The sequence below is a fragment of the Arthrobacter sp. P4_F10 genome (assembly GCF_056401435.1).
In genome coordinates, this window is record NZ_JBFUJJ010000001.1 from 615,839 (window position 1) to 632,554 (window position 16,716).

Annotated in this window: 12 protein-coding genes and 2 pseudogenes; 8 read left to right on the plus strand and 6 right to left on the minus strand. The window is 65.6% G+C overall.

Features of this window, described 5'->3' with window-relative positions; all coding sequences use genetic code 11:
- Positions 1-24 precede the first annotated feature (24 nt).
- Positions 25-1,281, plus strand: coding sequence for an aminopeptidase P family protein (locus tag AC1DR1_RS02850; RefSeq protein ID WP_476992153.1), 1,257 nt, complete (start codon positions 25-27; stop codon positions 1,279-1,281).
- A 92-nt stretch (positions 1,282-1,373) separates the two neighbouring features.
- Positions 1,374-2,201, plus strand: coding sequence for an IclR family transcriptional regulator (locus AC1DR1_RS02855; RefSeq protein WP_476992154.1), 828 nt, complete (start codon positions 1,374-1,376; stop codon positions 2,199-2,201).
- Between the two features lie 48 nt (positions 2,202-2,249).
- On the opposite strand, the pseudogene AC1DR1_RS02860 reads toward AC1DR1_RS02855, so the two are convergent.
- Positions 2,250-2,498 (minus strand): annotated as a pseudogene (locus AC1DR1_RS02860) (helix-turn-helix domain-containing protein); the annotation flags it as partial.
- Between the two features lie 323 nt (positions 2,499-2,821).
- On the opposite strand from AC1DR1_RS02860, the gene AC1DR1_RS02865 reads away from it, so the two are divergent.
- Both AC1DR1_RS02865 and AC1DR1_RS02870 read left to right on the plus strand, forming a co-directional pair.
- A complete protein-coding gene (locus AC1DR1_RS02865) occupies positions 2,822-4,345 on the plus strand; it encodes a purine-cytosine permease family protein (RefSeq protein ID WP_476992155.1) in 1,524 nt (507 codons plus the stop codon).
- A 138-nt stretch (positions 4,346-4,483) separates the two neighbouring features.
- Positions 4,484-5,287: a creatininase gene (locus AC1DR1_RS02870; RefSeq protein WP_476992156.1), complete on the plus strand. Its 804-nt coding sequence runs from the start codon at positions 4,484-4,486 to the stop codon at positions 5,285-5,287.
- 1,013 nt (positions 5,288-6,300) lie between these two features.
- On the opposite strand, the gene AC1DR1_RS02875 is transcribed toward AC1DR1_RS02870, so the two are convergent.
- From AC1DR1_RS02875 to AC1DR1_RS02895, 5 genes are all read right to left on the minus strand, one after another.
- Positions 6,301-7,299 (minus strand): beta-ketoacyl-ACP synthase III, encoded by a 999-nt coding sequence (locus AC1DR1_RS02875; protein WP_364744527.1) that lies wholly within the window; start codon positions 7,297-7,299, stop codon positions 6,301-6,303.
- 422 nt (positions 7,300-7,721) lie between these two features.
- Positions 7,722-8,420 (minus strand): SAM-dependent methyltransferase, encoded by a 699-nt coding sequence (locus AC1DR1_RS02880; RefSeq protein ID WP_364744533.1) that lies wholly within the window; start codon positions 8,418-8,420, stop codon positions 7,722-7,724.
- On the minus strand, positions 8,417-8,683 hold the full coding sequence (locus tag AC1DR1_RS02885) for a hypothetical protein (RefSeq protein WP_364744536.1): 267 nt from the start codon (positions 8,681-8,683) through the stop codon (positions 8,417-8,419). Before AC1DR1_RS02885 ends, AC1DR1_RS02880 begins: the two co-directional genes overlap by 4 nt.
- A 17-nt stretch (positions 8,684-8,700) precedes the next feature.
- Entirely contained in the window at positions 8,701-10,440 is a 1,740-nt protein-coding gene (locus AC1DR1_RS02890; protein ID WP_476992157.1) for a SulP family inorganic anion transporter, read from the minus strand.
- On the minus strand, positions 10,437-10,832 hold the full coding sequence (locus tag AC1DR1_RS02895) for an ArsR/SmtB family transcription factor (RefSeq protein ID WP_476992158.1): 396 nt from the start codon (positions 10,830-10,832) through the stop codon (positions 10,437-10,439). The genes AC1DR1_RS02890 and AC1DR1_RS02895 overlap by 4 nt, the downstream gene beginning before the upstream one ends.
- A 459-nt stretch (positions 10,833-11,291) precedes the next feature.
- Here AC1DR1_RS02895 and AC1DR1_RS02900 point away from each other — a divergent pair, with 459 nt between their 5' ends.
- From AC1DR1_RS02900 to AC1DR1_RS02915, 4 genes and pseudogenes are all read left to right on the plus strand, one after another.
- A complete protein-coding gene (locus AC1DR1_RS02900; RefSeq protein ID WP_229995886.1) occupies positions 11,292-11,819 on the plus strand; it encodes a hypothetical protein in 528 nt (175 codons plus the stop codon).
- Between the two features lie 313 nt (positions 11,820-12,132).
- Positions 12,133-14,061 carry a phosphoenolpyruvate carboxykinase (GTP) gene (locus AC1DR1_RS02905; RefSeq protein WP_476967878.1) on the plus strand — a complete coding sequence of 643 codons (1,929 nt, stop codon included), beginning with the start codon at positions 12,133-12,135 and terminating at the stop codon, positions 14,059-14,061.
- 119 nt (positions 14,062-14,180) lie between these two features.
- Positions 14,181-15,400 (plus strand): annotated as a pseudogene (locus tag AC1DR1_RS02910) (NADP-dependent isocitrate dehydrogenase).
- 86 nt (positions 15,401-15,486) lie between these two features.
- Positions 15,487-16,443, plus strand: coding sequence for a LysR family transcriptional regulator (locus tag AC1DR1_RS02915; RefSeq protein ID WP_476992159.1), 957 nt, complete (start codon positions 15,487-15,489; stop codon positions 16,441-16,443).
- Positions 16,444-16,716 lie beyond the last annotated feature (273 nt).

A 16,716-nucleotide genomic window follows, 5' to 3' on the forward strand; every position in this document is an offset into this window, starting at 1 on the left:
GCACCGCAGAAAGGCACCACCACCATGACCATCACAACCTCCAACAACGCTTCATCCATCGCCGAACTGGAGCGACTGAAAGTCCTGCACAACGGGCAGAAGGAAAAGCTGACCTTTTCCAACGCCGAATTTGAGCGCCGGCTCGGCGGACTGCGCCGCATCATGGCCGAGAAGGACCTGGACGCCGTCGTCCTGACCAGCTACCACTCCATCAAGTACTACTCTGACTTCCTCTTCACCTACTTCGGCCGGTCCTACGCCATGGTGGTCACCAAGGACGACACCGTGACTGTTACGGCCAACATCGACGCCGGCATGCCGTGGCGGCGCAGCTACGGCGACAACGTGGTGTACACAGACTGGCGCCGGGACAACTACATCTTCGCCATCCAGGAGGCGCTGCGCACCCGCGGCATTAACCCCCGCCGGCTCGGCGTCGAAGACGATTCGCTCCCGCTGGACAACCGGAACAAGATCCAGGCGGCGTTTGCCGGGGCCGCCCTGGTGGACGTGGCCCAGGCCGCGATGCGCCAGCGGATGATCAAATCGGCCGAAGAGATCGAGGTGATCAAGCACGGAGCCCGCATCGGCGACCTCGGCGGCGAAGCCATCCGCAACGCCATCACCGCCGGCATCACCGAATACGAGGTCGCCCTGATCGGCACCGAAGCCATGGTTCACGAAATCGCCCGGACCTTCCCGGATTCGGAAATCCGTGACACCTGGGTGTGGTTCCAGTCCGGCATCAACACCGACGGCGCCCACAACTGGGCCACCACGCGCAAGATCCAAGAACACGACATCCTGTCCCTGAACTGCTTCCCCATGACCTCCGGCTACTACACCGCACTGGAGCGCACCCTGTTCTACGGCGAACCCGACGCCCGCTCCCTGGAACTGTGGAACATCAACGTAGAGGTCCACAAGCGCGGCCTCGAGCTCATCAAGCCGGGAGCTGTCTGCAAGGACATCGCCGCCGAGCTGAACGAGATCTACGTGGGYCACGGACTGCTTGCCAACCGGACGTTCGGCTACGGACACTCSTTCGGCGTCCTGAGCCACTACTACGGCCGSGARGCCGGMCTGGAACTCCGCGAGGACATCGACACCGTGCTGGAACCGGGCATGGTGGTCTCCATGGAACCCATGATCACGGTCCTGGACGGMCAGCCCGGCGCCGGCGGCTACCGTGAGCACGACATCCTGGTGGTCGGYGARGACGGRGCCGAGAACATCACGAAGTTCCCCTTCGGCCCSGAATACAACATCATCGGAGCCTGACCGGCCCCTGATCCGCGAAGAAGCGGCGCCACGTCCAACGTGGCGCCGCTTTTCGGCCATCTACGGGCCATGTACGGAATGATGGAACCACCATGAATCAAGAAGAATCACCGGAGATCAACGGCAACGGCGACACCAAGGGCRCCTCSGTCATCGTCAACGCCATCGCCGTRCTGCGRACKTTCACSSCSGAYGARCCGCTGCTCGGCGTCACCGAGATCGCCAACCGGGTSGGCCTGCACAARAGCACCGTYTCCCGGATCCTGGCCACCTTCGAACAGGAACACCTGGTGGAACGGGACCCGGAAACCCGCCGCTTCCGSCTGGGSCTGGGACTGATCGCCATCGCCGGACCGCTGCTGGCCGAACTCGAAGAACGGCGCGTGGCCTACCCGGTCCTGCGTGAACTGACCGAACAGACCGGCGAAACCAGCGCCCTCATGGTCTGGAACGGCGCCGAGTCAATGTGCGTGGAGCAGATCGCCAGCCACCACCAGATCAAACACACCACCCCGCTGGGCGCCCGGTACACGGACGCCATGAGCGCCTCCGTGCAGGTCTTCCTCTCCGCCCAACCTGCCGAACGTGTCCGTACGCTCCTGCGCAGCGGAGCCATCGACTACCCGGGACTTGATGAGGCAGGCCTGGATGGCTACCAGATCAAGCTCAAGGACGTGACGGCCCGGGGCTGGGCCATCAACTACGGCGAATCCTCCATTGACGAAGTGGGCGTGGCAGCACCCGTCTACGACCACCGCGGCGACATCGTGGCGGCCGTCCTGGTCCCGGCGCCCCGGTTCCGCGTCTCCCGGGAACGGCTGGAAAGCCTGGGCGACGCGTGCGCCGCCGCAGCACACCGGGTCACCACCCGGCTGGGCGGACGCGCGCCCGGCAGCGCCGAACACCGCAAGCAAAGCTAGCCTGCTCCGGCAGGAGAGCTGCCTGACTTATGGTGCCGCCAGGGGCACTCAGGGGAGCCGCGCAAGCCGGGTGGCCAGATGCAATGCGCCCAGCCGGCCCGTGACCCGGGGGTCACCGCCGCACAGTACGAAGATCCGTTGCAGCCGTTGGTGCATTGACTGCCGTTCCACGTGCAGTTCCCTGGCCGCCTGGGCGGTGTTGCATCCGGAATCCATCCACATTGCCAGCGTGCCTAGGAGCTGCGAGTGGCGCTGGGCATCATGGTCCAGGAGCGCGCCCAGCTGCTGGCGCACGAAGTTCCGCCACTGGTCCGTATCCAGGGACTGAACAGCGAAACGTTCCAGGGCGAATGCCCCGGCATCGATCATGGGAGTGGGCGGCCCACCAACCCCGTCTGGATCCAGCGGGCCGGGTCCTGGCTACGGCGAAGGCCGCGGCCCGGACAACCGGGTGTGCAGCCGCCAGGGTCGGGTGGTTAAGGACCTCTTCAAGGCGGATGGGAACTTACACTCCGTCGCGTTGCAAGGCGAATATCCAGACACATTGCATCTAGGTTATGTGGCCTGCACCACATAACCTTGAGGAAACCCCCTATCACCCCCTCTCCCGGAGGCTTTAAATGCGTGAAAAATCCCTAGCGGTTCCCGCCGGTCAAGTGGTCAACGAAGACCACGTAGACCACGAGGCCTGGCTCCAGCCCATTCCCGAATCACAGCGGACCCGGAAAGTGTCCGGTCAGTTCTGGATCTGGGCCGGCGCTAACCTCGCCCCGATCAACTGGGTGCTCGGAGCCCTCGGCATCCAGCTCGGCCTTGGATTCGCGGACACCGTCACGGTTCTTGTCCTCGGAAACCTGATCGGGATGCTGCTCTTCGGCTGCTTCGTCCTGCTGGGCCAAAAGACGGGAGCGACCGGCATGGTGCTGGCCCGCGCCGCCTTTGGCCGGCGCGGCAACTACCTGCCGGCGGCCATTCAGGCCCTCCTGGTGATCGGCTGGTGTGCAGTGAACACCTGGATCATCCTGGATCTGGTCATGGCGCTGTTCGGAACCCTGGGGTGGGTGGATCCGGAGGCCAAGAACTACGTCTGGAAGATTGGCATCGCCACCTTCATCATGGCTGTACAGGTGGCCATCGCCTGGTTCGGCTACAAAGCGATCGCGGCGTTCGAAAAGTGGACCGTSCCGCCSACCATCATCATCCTGACCGTGATGTCCGCCGTGGCCTGGTTCGGCATGAAGATCAACTGGACCTACGCCGGCCCTGCAGGCCACATCCTGGAAGGCTCGGAACGCATCGCCGCGATGAGCGCSGTCATGACSGCCATCGGCATCGGCTGGGGCATCACCTGGTTCACCTACGCCGCSGACTACTCCCGCTTCGTCAGCACCACGGTGCCCAAGCRCAAGGTCTACCTCGCCTCGGTGCTGGGCCAGTTCATCCCCGTGGTCTGGCTCGGAATCCTGGGCGCCAGCCTGGCCACCAACACCGGAGAAGTTGACCCCGGCAAACTCATCGTCCTGAACTTCGGTGCGCTGGCCCTCCCCGTGCTGCTCATGGTGCTGCACGGCCCGATCGCGACCAACATCTTGAACATCTACACCTTTTCCGTCGCCACACAGGCACTGGACATCAACATCAGCCGCCGCAAGCTGAACTTGTTCGTCGGAGTGTTCTCCCTCGCAGCCGTCGTATTCTTCATCTTCCAGGAGGACTTCGCCTCCGTGCTGGACGCATGGCTGATTGGGCTGGTCGCCTGGGTGGCCGCCTGGGGCGGGGTCATGCTGGTCCACTACTTCTGGATCGAGAAACGCTGGCCCGGCAACCCAGACAGGCTCTTCGACGCCGTCGGCACCAAACGCCTGCCCGGCGTGAACCCGGCAGGCATCGCCTCCCTGCTCATCGGCATCTTCGCCACCTGGCTCTTCATGTACGGACTGGTGCCGGCAATGCAGGGACCCATCGCCGTGGCCCTGGGCGGCTGGGACCTGTCCTGGCTCGCCGGCGGTCTGACCAGCGCCGCAGCCTACGCCATCATGGGCCCGCGGTACCACCGCCGCTACCTGCACCTGAGCAGCGACACCCAACCCGCCCCCGGGACGGCCAACCTTCCCGCCGTGTCCGCCACGCCCGCCGGCCTCTGACCAGGAGATCACCCCGATGGCGCCGAAACATCACAAGATTGCCCTTCGGCCCGGCACACAACATCATCAGCGCCTGACACCCGGTGGCGGCGGCCGCCGCGACACTGCACACCGCACTTAACGAGGAGCACCACCAGCATGGACAAGTCAGTATTTCTGGAAGACCTGGATGCCTTCGCCTACCGCGAAGCCTTGGCATCCAGAGAGGCGATCGTCCTCATTCCCGTCGGATCCCTGGAGCAGCACGGCCCACACCTTCCGCTGGGAACGGACACCATCCTGTCCTCCCACTTCGCGGAGGGTGTCGCCCGGCGGCTCGGTGCACTGGTTGCCCAGCCCATCGCCTACGGGTACAAGTCGCAGCAGAAGTCCGGCGGCGGCAACCACCTCTCCGGTACGACCAGCCTGGACGGCGCCACCCTTATCGGCGTGGCGCGCAACCTGGTCAAGTCCTTCCTCAACCAGGGCGTCCGGCACGTGGTCTTCATCAACTGCCACTTCGAGAACTACCAGTTCCTGTATGAGGGAATCGACCTGGCCCTGGACGAGCTGGGGATCAAGTCCGGTGCAGAGCAGAGCGTGCTGCTGCTCTCGTACTGGGACTTTGTCAGCCAGGACACGCTGACGCAGGTCTACCCCGAGGGCTTCCCGGGCTGGGACATCGAGCACGGCGGGGTCCTGGAAACCTCGCTCATGCTCCACCTCGAACCGGCCCGGGTTGCCATGGACCGCCTGGTCGACGGGCCTGCCGCGGTCCTGCCGCGCTTCGACAGGCTCCCGGTGGTGCCGGAGCGGACACCGGCCACCGGTTGCCTGTCATCGGCCGCGGGCTCCAGCGCTGCCAAGGGCGCGCTGCTGTACGGGCAGGTTGTCGAAGATCTGGCCGCCGACCTCGCAAGCGAACTGGTCCGTGAACCCGCGCCTGCAGTTATTCCGGCGTAGGGGGACAAAGATCCCACAGGGCAACACGACTTCACACGGTGACACGAAGGCACTGCGGTGGGACCTTCCCGCTGCGGGGCCTTCGTGTCACGGTACTGCAAATAGAAGCCAGACAGCCCTCGACGGTGACCCGAGCCGTACGTAGTTCCTGAACGCCGATAACGGACGTTCTGTCCGCCGCGGCAGAGGGCGCCTGATGCTGCGGCTGACCGGAATTCCGTTCCGGACGGCTCCTGGCGCAGAATACAGAACAGCCGCACCCCGGATTGGGGAGCGGGGCCGCAGTCCTTTGAACTGGGCAATTTGGAGTGTGTACAAAGTACACACTTTGGGCTTCGGACTGGGTCGTACCGGGGTCGGATCCGGCCGGATTCCGTATGTTTCCGCGGGAGTTCAGTATTTGCGGGGGAGGGAATGCAGTTCGAGTCCCACCTCGGGCACGTGTTTTCCCTGTTCAGAGGCTTGTGGGCCGCTGAATGTGTACAAATCTCCTTTATGGGCCCCTGCGGGGCCCATTTTTGTTGGTGGCGGCTGGTTTGGCGGCTCCTTCTCTTGACGTGGACAGCGGTGTTGCTGCTTACTCCTTCATGGCCGGGAGCGCTTGGAACTGCATGACCTGCTGCGGCTTGGGGATCAAATCTTCATGGTCATCCCTGTCGGGCGCCGGAACTCGTCGGAAACTGTCGCCATGACCCTAATGATCTCCCGGGCACCGAGCATCGAGCATCGGGCAGGGACCGGGCAAACCGCGAGGTTGGTGACGACCAGATTGTGCCGGCCCGGACAACCGCCCGGCTTCGTTCAGTCCCGGCCGTTCCTGTTCCTTCCGGTCACGCCGTGGTCACCGTCGATCAGGTCGTTGGGGCGCCCAGACCCGTAAGCGCCTTGCGTGGTGTCCTGAAGTTCATCCAGCAGTGGCATGGGTGTTTCCCTTGTCTTTGACGCGGTGTGAGGTCGTGGTTGTCGGCCTGTTCGGGAACGGCCGATCGGCCGTGCCCGAGGCGCCAGGTGCTTCAGGCTCCGGACACGGTGCCGGTGGCCGGGGTGCGGACTACCTGCCCGGCGTAGGAGAATCCGCCGCCGAAACCGAACAGCAGAACGGGGCTGTCGGGCGGAAGCTGTCCGCTACGCACCAGCTTGGCAAGGGCGATCGGGATACTGGCCGAGGACGTGTTCCCCGAGGTGACGACGTCACGTGCGGTGATCTCGCGGGAGATTCCGAGTTGATCGGCAAGGGGCTCGATGATGCGCAGGTTGGCCTGGTGCGGGACGAACCCTGCGAGCTCGTCCGGCCGGATGCCGGCGATCTCGCAGGTTTTCCGGGCCAGCGTGGCGGCCTCGCTGATGGCCCACCGGAACACGGACATGCCTTCCTGCTGGAAACGGAGTTTGGGTTCTTCGATCCTGACCGCGTGGGACAGTTCGGGGACTGATCCCCAGTGGACTGGTCCGATCCCCGGAGTTGGTGAGGCGGTGAGCACGAGGGCGCCGGCACCGTCACCGACGAGTACGCAGGTGGTCCTGTCGGCCCAGTCCGTGAAGTCACTGAGCTTCTCGGCCCCGATGACCAGGGCGGTGTTGGCGGCCCCGGAACGGATGGCCTGGTCAGCGACGGCAAGGGCGTGCGTGAACCCCGAGCAGGCGGCGTTAAGGTCGAACACGGCAGGGTTCCGGGCACCCAGCGCGGCCGAGACCCGCCCGGCGGTGCTCGGGGAGCGGTCCAGTGCGGTCACGGTAGCAACGACGACCAGGTCCAGATCCGCGGCTTCGATCCCGGCATGTTGAAGGGCGTCCCGCCCGGCCTGGGTGGCCATGTCCGCGACGGATTCGGTATCGGCGATGCGGCGTTCCTGGATCCCGACCCTGCTGCGGATCCATTCATCGGTGGTATCCACGATCTGGCTCAGTTCCTCGTTATCCAGGATCCTGGCGGGCTGGTACGAGCCGACCCCTGCGATCCGGGAGCCCCGGCCTGTTGAGGGTTTTGGTGCGGGCACGGTCGGTGCTGTCATGTTTTGCTCCTGAATATCGGGACCGGTCGGGCGGGACTTATGAGGCGGGGCAATGCAGAGTGCGGGCAGTACGGGGATGGGTGGTGCAGGTTCCGGGAGCGGGCTGTCCGTCAGGGGTGTTCCCGCAGTGTGTTGAAAAGTTCAGAAAGGCTCATGCCCGCCGCCGCCGCCGCATCGGCGGGCGGCACTTGGGCGGCCATGGCCCGGCACAAGGCCAAAACCAGGCCGGATGCCTCCGTTCCGGAACCGTGGTGTTCGGACAAAGCCGGTTTGGTGCAGTCGGGTGCGGGGACGGCATGACCGTGCGCTGGTAGGTAGCCGCCCCGGGCCGCGGCGGCCTCGATACTTTTCAGGTGGTAGTCCATTGCTTCCTTGTCCCCAGTGTTTTCTTGCTCTCCTGGTGGTGGGTGCGGGTTGGGCGTTTACGATGCCGTAGGCGGGGACTGTGCCGGCGCGGCCGGGCTGCGGGCCAGGACCACGCAGTCCAACGCGGGCCGGCGGGCCCCGGGGACGGGCCGTGACCGGATTTCTGCTGATTCGACCTCCAACCCGGACGCTCTGGCCCAGGCGGCAACCCGCGCGCTGTGGTGCAGCACGGACGGGTCACGTGTTCCGGCGGTGCCTTCCCGCGGGTCGGCCGGGTCGTGGCCGATGTACAGGAACAGCCCGCCGGGGGTTAGGCCCGGGGCGTTGCGGGCGATGACGCGATCGAGATCGGGGCCGGGCAGATGGAGGAAGGCGGCCAGAACAAGGTCCAGGCTTCCGCGTACCGGGGCGCAGGTGGTGACGTCGGCGACGGACCGGGTGATCAGGTCCGTGACGCCTTCGGCGAAGGCGCGTCCGCGCCCGATATCCAGGGCTGCGGCGGAAAAGTCCATCGCTGTCACGTGCCAGCCGCGTCCGGCGAGCCACACGGCGTTGCGGCCGTCGCCGGCCCCCAGATCCAGGGCCCGTCCGGGGGCAAGCCCGTTCAGGATGGCGCGGACCGAGGAGCTTGCCGGCGCCCAGCTGAGGTCGTTCTCGGTGTACCAGCGGTTCCAGGCTTCCGCGTCCGCGGGGTACCCGGTCCCTCCGGGCCTGGAGTACTTCCACGCCGGAAGTGCCATGTCGCCCACGCTCATGGCGAGCTCCTGCCCGGGTGCAGCGCTGTTGCCCCTGTGGGCCGGCCCGGTGAGTTGTTGCGCCGTCGGAACCCGTCGATCCCGGCACGGATGCCGACGGTCGGGGCGGTCAGTACCGCCGCGGCCAGCCAGACCGGGTTCGTAGGCCCCGCGAAGAGTGCCGGGAGGTCGAACAGCAGAAGGGCCCCCAGTCCGAAACCCAGGAGGTATCGCGGCAGGCGGTCCGGTTCGGTCCGGGATTCCAGGGGTGCTGTTGGCGGCAAAGGATGCTCCTGATCATTCAGCGGACCGTGGTGCGGCCGGGAGTGGCTGCCGCGACCGGGCCACGGTCGGGGTCCTGGCCGGCGTCGGGTGCTTTGTCGAGTGCGGGAAGTTCTGCGATGCGGGCGGCCCTGGCGCGGGCGACGTGGCTGCGGGCGTGTTCCACGGCCGGGGGCAATTCCGCGAAGAGGTGTTTGTGGTGGCGCAGGGATTCCAGGACGCCGACCTTGGTGACCAGGGCCAGGTGGCGGTCCTGGATTCCTTTGATCAGTACGGTGATGCCGCGGCGTTCGAGGGCGTTGACGATGTCGGTGATGACCCTGGCCCCTGTTGCGTCCAGGACCTGGAGCTGTGACATGCGGATGATGACGACGTCGACGTTGCGGATAGCGCTGACCCGGTCCAGGACGCGTTCGGCGGCGGCGAAGAACAGGGCCCCGTCGAGGCGGAACACGGCGATGTGTTCGTCCCCGTCCTGGACCGGGCCGGGGATCTCTTCCCGGTGGACGCCGCTGGACTTGACCAGGGTGCGCAGGGCGAAGAAGGACGCGACGGCGACGCCGATCGCCACTGCCTCGATGAGGTCGAAGGACACGGTGATCAGCGCGGTGACGAAGAACACGACGGCGTCGGCACGGGTCGATCCGATCACGCTGCGCAGCGTGGTGGGGGAGACCATGCGGGTGGCGGTGACCATCAGTACCCCGGCGAGGGCGGCGAGCGGGATACGTGAGACCGGGCCGGTGGCGAGGTAGACCACGGCCAGCAGGACAACGGCATGGGTGATGGCCGCGAGCCGGGTCCTGCCGCCGGAGCGGATGTTCACCGCGGTGCGGGCGATGGCCCCGGTGGCGGGCATGCCGCCGAAGAACCCGGATGCGACGGAGGCCAGGCCTTGGCCCAGGAGTTCACGGTCGGCGTCGTAGGGGCCGGTGTCGGAGATCGACGCGGCAACCCGGGCAGAGAGCAGCGACTCGATCGCCGCGAGGGCCGCGATGGTCGCGGCCGGCCCGGCAAGGGCAGCCACGGTGCCCCAGTCCAGGGCGGGGATAACCGGGGCCGGCAGGGTGTCGGGCAGGGTGCCGATCCGGGCCACCGGCAGGTCCAGCACCTGGGCGGCGATGCTGGCGATGATGATGGCGATGAGAGAACCGGGGATCTGCGCGTGGATCCGGGGTGCGGCGATCATGATGACGGCGACAAGTGCCACCAGTGCCAGCGGGGCAAGGAGGGTGGCGGGGGACGCCGTCGTGAGTCCCTGGACGGCAGAGACGGCGGCGTTGCTGCTTGGTCCGGCTTTGACGCCGAACGCTGCGGGGACCTGCTGCAGGAAGATGATCATGGCAATGCCGAGGGTGAAGCCCTCGATCACCGGCCAGGGCAGCAGGGTCACGACCCGGCCGAGCTTGAGCACACCGGCGGCGACCACGATGACCCCTGCCAGGACGGCAACCGCGGCCAGGGCACCGACGCCCTGCGTGGCGATGACGGGACCCAGGACGACGACCATCGCTCCGGTCGGGCCGGAAACCTGGATGTTGGAACCACCGAAAACGGCGGCGACGATGCCGGCGATCACAGCGGTAATCAGTCCGCTGGCCGCTCCGGCGCCGGAGCTGACCCCGAAGGCCAGCGCCAGCGGGAGGGCGACGATACCCACGGTGACCCCGGCGATGAGGTCCCCTTTCCAGGTGCGGGGCAGATCCGTATAGTCTCTCGGGCCGGGCAGAAGCGCCCGGGCCGCGGTCAGGGCCTTCATCGTGAGCTGTCGGCGGCCGCAGCCAGCGGGGACGCAGCGGCCGGAGACGTGGCCTCGGAATGTTCGAGCTGCTCGCGGGTGGTGTGCAGCATGTCGTTGAGCAGCAGACGTGCCACGGACAGCAGGTCAGCGACCTGCGGGTACGCCAGGGAATAGAACATCTGCAGGGCCCTGCGTTCGCCCTTCACCAGGTGGTAACGGCGCAGCACGGACAGATGCTGGGACAGATGCGAGGCCTCCAGACCTGTCGCGGCGAGCATGTCAGTTACCGATACCTCGGGCGCCGCGGAGAGCAGCTCCAGCACCCTGATCCGCACGGGATGCGCCAGACCCTTGAAAAGATTGGCCTTCACTTCATATAACGGTGCCCGGAAATCCGAAAACTCGTCCATGCCTGCCTCCCGGGCTCTCACTACGAACCTCTGCTTGACTATTTGATGCTTCTATCATCCAATATAACAGGGGATGGACCAGTCTGCCCCTGCCGGGCACCGGCTTCCGCGGACCGGACGGCCACTTCACGCCGGACCAGGGCATCCGCAGGTACCCTTGCCCGGCCGGGAAAGGGAGCACCATAATGCCCTTCCCGACAAAGACCCCTCCGGCCGCCACGGCCAGCCGGAGGACAGATGCCCGGCATCTGGGACCCGGTTCCCAGGTGCCGGGCCGGCCGCGTCATACCGCGGCCTTCGGACCCGATGCCCGGACCCTGCCCCCAGGCCCGGGCAGCGGCCCGGATGGCGGGCGGCGTGATGCGGCCGCTGCCGGCACCCGGACAAGGGCGGTCCGCGCCCGTTCCTGCCTCCGCGCCTCCGGCTCCGGCTCCGGCTCCGCCTATCGCCGGGGTGTCGGTGGACACCTCCGGCCCGGACGTGCGCGTGGACTTCGAACTGACCAGACCGGCAGGCAAGGGGAGCTACCTGGTGGGGCTCCTTGCCGGCGACGGGGGCCGCACCTCGATCCGGCACCTCACGGTCAGCCTTCGGGACGGGCGCGTCACCGGCCTGTCCACTTACGATGTCGGGACTGTCATCCGCCGTGCATCCCCGCGCCTGCGCGTCCTGCGTCAATGCACCGCGGCGCAAGGCTCGCCGACGCCGCGCCGGGGACCGAAGCATTCGGAGGACTCCGTGCCAGGCCGGACAGGAACCGGCCGGCGCCAGGGCGCCTCAGGGTCGAAGCCGGTCTTTTCATCGGCACCGTCCTGGTCCGGGACCTCGCCCCGGTGGCGCCTGCTGCACAACGGCTACCCCGTCGTCCACCTGGCCGAAAACACCGACCTAGACATCAGCGCGCTCGCCCGGTCGGGCCTGGAAACCGGCGCCCCGGACCTCAGGACCGTCCTGCCATGCGCCGAACGTCTGACGCCGAGACCCTAAATTTAAATTCAGGCCGCCTGCCTGCCGTTGCCGGTGAAGGCATGCCCGCCCCGGCAGGGGCACCGGGGACAGCGCTGCACGTCTGCCGCGGTAGTTCCCGGTTCCATCGGGTGATCTGCCTCGCTTCTCTCCACGGGGTGCTGAGCCGTGTTCAGACGTTCCTGCCGTCCTCCGTCCGCGACGGCGGTGCCATAGGGACTATTATATAAATTGATGTATTCATCAAATAGTAAATAACCTGAGGCCCCTGGCCCCCTTCGAGGGACTCGCAGCCGCTCCTGAACTCCTATTGGCCTCCGGCCGCGATGCTCCGATGAACCACCCATCACCGTCTAGGATCATCCCCGCCAACGCCACAAAGCGCGGGGGAAGGAAGAGAACCTTGCCAAACACCACACAGTCCACCGTCATGGATACCGCCCCGGCCGCCCTGGCCCGGCTTTCGGACTGGGTCGGCGAAGTTGCTGGCCTGACCCAGCCGGACCGCATCCACTGGGTCAACGGCTCCGAAGCCGAATACCGCCAGATCACCGACGGGCTCGTTGCGGCCGGAACCCTGGTCCGCCTGGACGCGGACAGGTTTCACAACTCGTTTGCCGCCTTCTCCGACCCCAAGGACGTTGCCCGGGTCGAAGAGCAGACCTACATCTGCTCCGAACACGAACGCGACGCCGGCTTTACCAACAACTGGATGGCGCCGGCACAGATGAAGGAGAAGCTGAACGGGCTCTTCCGCGGCGCCATGCGGGGACGCACCATGTACGTGATTCCGTTCGTGATGGGCCACCTCGACGCCGAGGACCCCAAGTTCGGCGTTGAGATCACCGACAGCGCCTACGTCGTCGCCTCCATGCGCATAATGGCCCACACCGGTTCCGAAGTCCTGGCCAAAATGGTCGAACTGGACGCGGACTTCGTCCCCGCACTGCACTCCGTCGGTGCACCGCTGGAGCCGGGGCAGCAGGATGTCAGCTGGCCCTGCAATGACGACAAATGGATCGTCCACTTCCCTGAGGAAAATGCCATCTGGTCCTACGGGTCCGGGTACGGAGGCAACGCGCTGCTGGGCAAGAAATGCTACTCACTGCGCATCGCGTCCGCGATGTCCCGGCAGGAGGGCTGGCTCGCGGAGCACATGCTCATCCTCAAACTCACCAGCCCGGAGCAGAAGGCCTACTACATCTCCGCCGCGTTTCCCTCGGCCTGCGGCAAGACCAACCTCGCGCTGCTGAACCCCACAGTGGACGGCTGGAAAGTGGAAACCCTGGGAGACGACATCGCTTGGATTCGTGTCGGAAAGGACGGGGAACTGCGGGCCACCAACCCCGAGGCGGGCCTCTTCGGCGTTGCACCCGGCACCGGATGGCACACCAACCCCAACGCGATGGACGCCATCGCCAAGGGCAACACCATTTTCACCAACGTGGCTCTCACCGATGACGGCGGCGTCTGGTGGGAAGGCATGACCCGGGACACCCCGGAACACCTGACCGACTGGACGGGCCAGGACTGGACGCCGGGCTCCGGCAGGCCCGCGGCCCATCCCAACTCGCGGTTCTGCACCCCCATCAGCCAGGTCGATATCCTGGCCGAGGAATACTACCAACCGCAGGGCGTGCCGCTCTCGGCCATCTTCTTCGGTGGGCGCCGGAAGACAACCATCCCCCTGGTCACCGAGTCCAGGGACTGGGTGGGCGGTGTTTTCATGGGGTCGACGCTGTCCTCTGAGACCACAGCGGCTGCCGCCGGCCAAGTCGGGGTCGTCCGCCGCGATCCGATGGCCATGCTCCCCTTCATCGGCTACGACGCCGGAAACTACCTCAACCACTGGCTGGAGATCGGCCGGGCAGCCAATCCCGCCACATTGCCCCGGATCTTCCTGGTCAATTGGTTCCGCCGCGACAGCGTTGGTGGCTTCCTGTGGCCCGGATTCGGAGACAACTCCCGCGTCCTGAAATGGGCCATCGAACGGCTCGAGGGGACAGCCGCTGCCATTGAAACTCCCATCGGCTTCGTTCCCGCACCGGAGTCCCTCGACGTCGAAGGCCTCGATGTCACCCGCGGACACCTCAGTGCCGCCCTGGCGGTCGATTCACAGGAATGGGCCCAGGAAATCGACAGCATCGATCAGTGGTACGCCCGGTTCGGTGACTCGCTGCCCCCCGAACTGCCGGCCGAGCTGCAACGCGTCAAAAACCGATTCGCTGCCCGCCGGGGGACGCCGCGCATCAGCTCCCGATAGGAGCCAGGGGTGGCACCCGGTGCCCGGAACCGTCGTGCACCGAGCGCCACCCCGGGTTCGCAGATGTCAGAGACCACCATCGGTGTGGGGCATTGTGCCCATGAAATCAAGGAGAGCGTATGAACGAAAAGATCAAGGTCGTTGGCTCCATTGTGGAGCTTGACGGCGACGAAATGACCCGCATCATCTGGCAGTTCATCAAAGACCGCCTGATCCTTCCGTATCTGGATGTGGACCTGAAATACTTCGACCTGTCCATCCAGAATCGTGACGCGACCGATGACCAGGTCACCATCGACGCCGCGAACGCGATCAAGAAGTACAACGTGGGCATCAAATGCGCCACCATCACCCCGGACGAGGCCCGGGTCAAAGAATTCGGCCTGAAGAAGATGTGGGTCTCCCCGAACGGAACCGTCCGCAACATCCTGGGCGGGGTCGTCTTCCGCGAGCCGATCATCATCTCCAACATCCCGCGCCTGGTCCCAGGCTGGAACAAGCCAATCATCATCGGACGCCACGCCTTCGGCGACCAGTACCGCGCCACCAACTTCAAGGCCCCGGGGGCCGGAACGCTAACCCTGACGTTCACGCCCTCCGACGGCGGCGAAGAGATCAAGCAGACGGTGGTCACCTACCCCGACGGGGGAGGGGTGGCGATGGGCATGTACAACTTCAATGACTCCATCCGCGACTTCGCCCGAGCTTCCTTCGCCTACGGGCTGCAGCGGAACTACCCGGTGTACCTCTCCACCAAGAACACGATCCTGAAGGCCTACGACGGCCAGTTCAAGGATCTGTTCCAGGAAGTGTTCGACGCCGAGTTCAAGGATCTGTTCGAAGCCGCCGGCCTCAGCTACGAACACCGCCTGATCGATGACATGGTCGCGTCGGCGATGAAGTGGGAAGGCGGCTACGTCTGGGCCTGCAAGAACTACGACGGCGACGTCCAGTCGGACACGATCGCCCAGGGCTACGGCTCGCTTGGTCTGATGACCTCCGTGCTGATGACCCCGGACGGCAAGACCGTCGAGGCCGARGCSGCACACGGCACCGTSACGGCCACTACCGCCAGCACCAACAGGGCAAGCCGACCTCCACCAACCCGATCGCCTCGATCTTCGCCTGGACCCGCGGCATCATGCACCGCGGCAAACTGGACAACACCCCTGCCGTCATTGACTTTGCCATCACTCTCGAAGACGTCGTCATCAAGACGGTCGAAGCCGGTCAGATGACCAAAGACCTGGCGCTTCTGGTGGGCCCGGACCAGGAATGGCTGAGCACCGAGGAATTCCTCGCTGCACTGGACGAGCACCTGAAGGCACGGCTGGGCTAGCCCATCTCCACGCGCCCGTTGACGTTACGTGGGCGACAGTTACCCGGTGTTGCGTGCTCACAGTCCGCGCTTACGTTGGCCAAACTTTGAACTTCACCCGTGCCACGCAGGAGAGTCTGTACATTTCGCAGCAGGGCATCAGCCAGAGCATTGCTGAGCTGGAGCGGGACGTTGGAGCCGCCCTGCTGGAACGGACGACGCGCAACGTGGCACTCACGGAGGCAGGTGAAGAGTTCCTGCCTGCAACCCGACGTGCTCTCGTTGAGCTCGACGCCGGCGTGGAGGCCGCCCGGCGTGTGCAAAGGAGACAGCTGGGCGTGCTAAAGATGGGTTTCACTGTTTCCTCTGCGCTCGAACTCATGCCACCGATCGTCGATACGTTCCGGTCCCGCTATCCGGACTTGACCATCGAACTGGAGAGTTTCAACCTGAACGATCCTTCATGCGGCCTGCTATCCGGAGAGTCTGACGCCGCCTTCGTACGACTCCCCATCGACCTCCCGGATCTGTGCACGGAGCACATCTTCGTTGAGTCCCGAGCGGCCGGCTTACCACGTGGACATTCCCTGGCGGCTTCGGAGTCCGTACGTCTGAAAGACCTGGCGGATCAGACCATCAGTGCGCCTCGCACGGCTGATGCGAGCTGGCGGGCGTTTTGGACATTGCGCGACAGCGGCCTGGAGGAGGAGTTACCGCCGCGGATCGGGCCGGTCAACTCGTCAGTGGAGGAGGAAATGGAAACTGTGTCAACTGGCATGGCGCTCAGCGTAACCATGATCAGCATGGCTCGGCTCGCGCCTCGGCCCTCAATCGTCTACCGACCCATTGTGGACGTGCCCGGCTCGGTGCTTGCTTTGGCATGGCATGGCGCGGCCCGGCACGGCCCACACAGAGGCATTCCGCGCGGTAACCGCCGAAGTGCGCGACCGGGAGACCGCCATCGTCGGCCGCGTAGAGGCCGGTCACTACCACTGAAGCTCACTGGCGAATGGGCGCCCCGGGAAGAACCCGGAGGCGCCGATAATGGACCGTCCGTTAGCTGAGGCAGAGGGCGCCTGAGCTTCGGCTGACCGGAATTTCGTTCCGAAAGGCTCCTGGCCCAGAATATAGAACAGCCGCACCTCGGCGTGGGTGCGGCTCGTGGCTGCGATGCTCTGAGTTGGCCAATTTGGCGTGTGTACATTGTGCACATTTTGGGCGGTGGATCGGATCGTACTGCTGCCGGACTGGCCCGGATTCGTTATGTTTCCGGGAGTTCGCAGTGTTTGCAGGGGTTGGAATGCAGTTCGAGTCCCACCTCGGGCACAGCATAACCC

Bases quoted from the DNA above. Each gene is read 5' to 3' on its own strand.
- AC1DR1_RS02870 (WP_476992156.1), top strand. From the start codon at position 4,484: ATGGACAAGTCAGTATTTCTGGAAGACCTGGATGCCTTCGCCTACCGC.
- AC1DR1_RS02895 (WP_476992158.1), bottom strand. From the start codon at position 10,832: ATGGACGAGTTTTCGGATTTCCGGGCACCGTTATATGAAGTGAAGGCC.
- AC1DR1_RS02880 (WP_364744533.1), bottom strand. From the start codon at position 8,420: ATGAGCGTGGGCGACATGGCACTTCCGGCGTGGAAGTACTCCAGGCCC.
- AC1DR1_RS02890 (WP_476992157.1), bottom strand. From the start codon at position 10,440: ATGAAGGCCCTGACCGCGGCCCGGGCGCTTCTGCCCGGCCCGAGAGAC.
- AC1DR1_RS02875 (WP_364744527.1), bottom strand. From the start codon at position 7,299: ATGACAGCACCGACCGTGCCCGCACCAAAACCCTCAACAGGCCGGGGC.
- AC1DR1_RS02905 (WP_476967878.1), top strand. From the start codon at position 12,133: ATGAACCACCCATCACCGTCTAGGATCATCCCCGCCAACGCCACAAAG.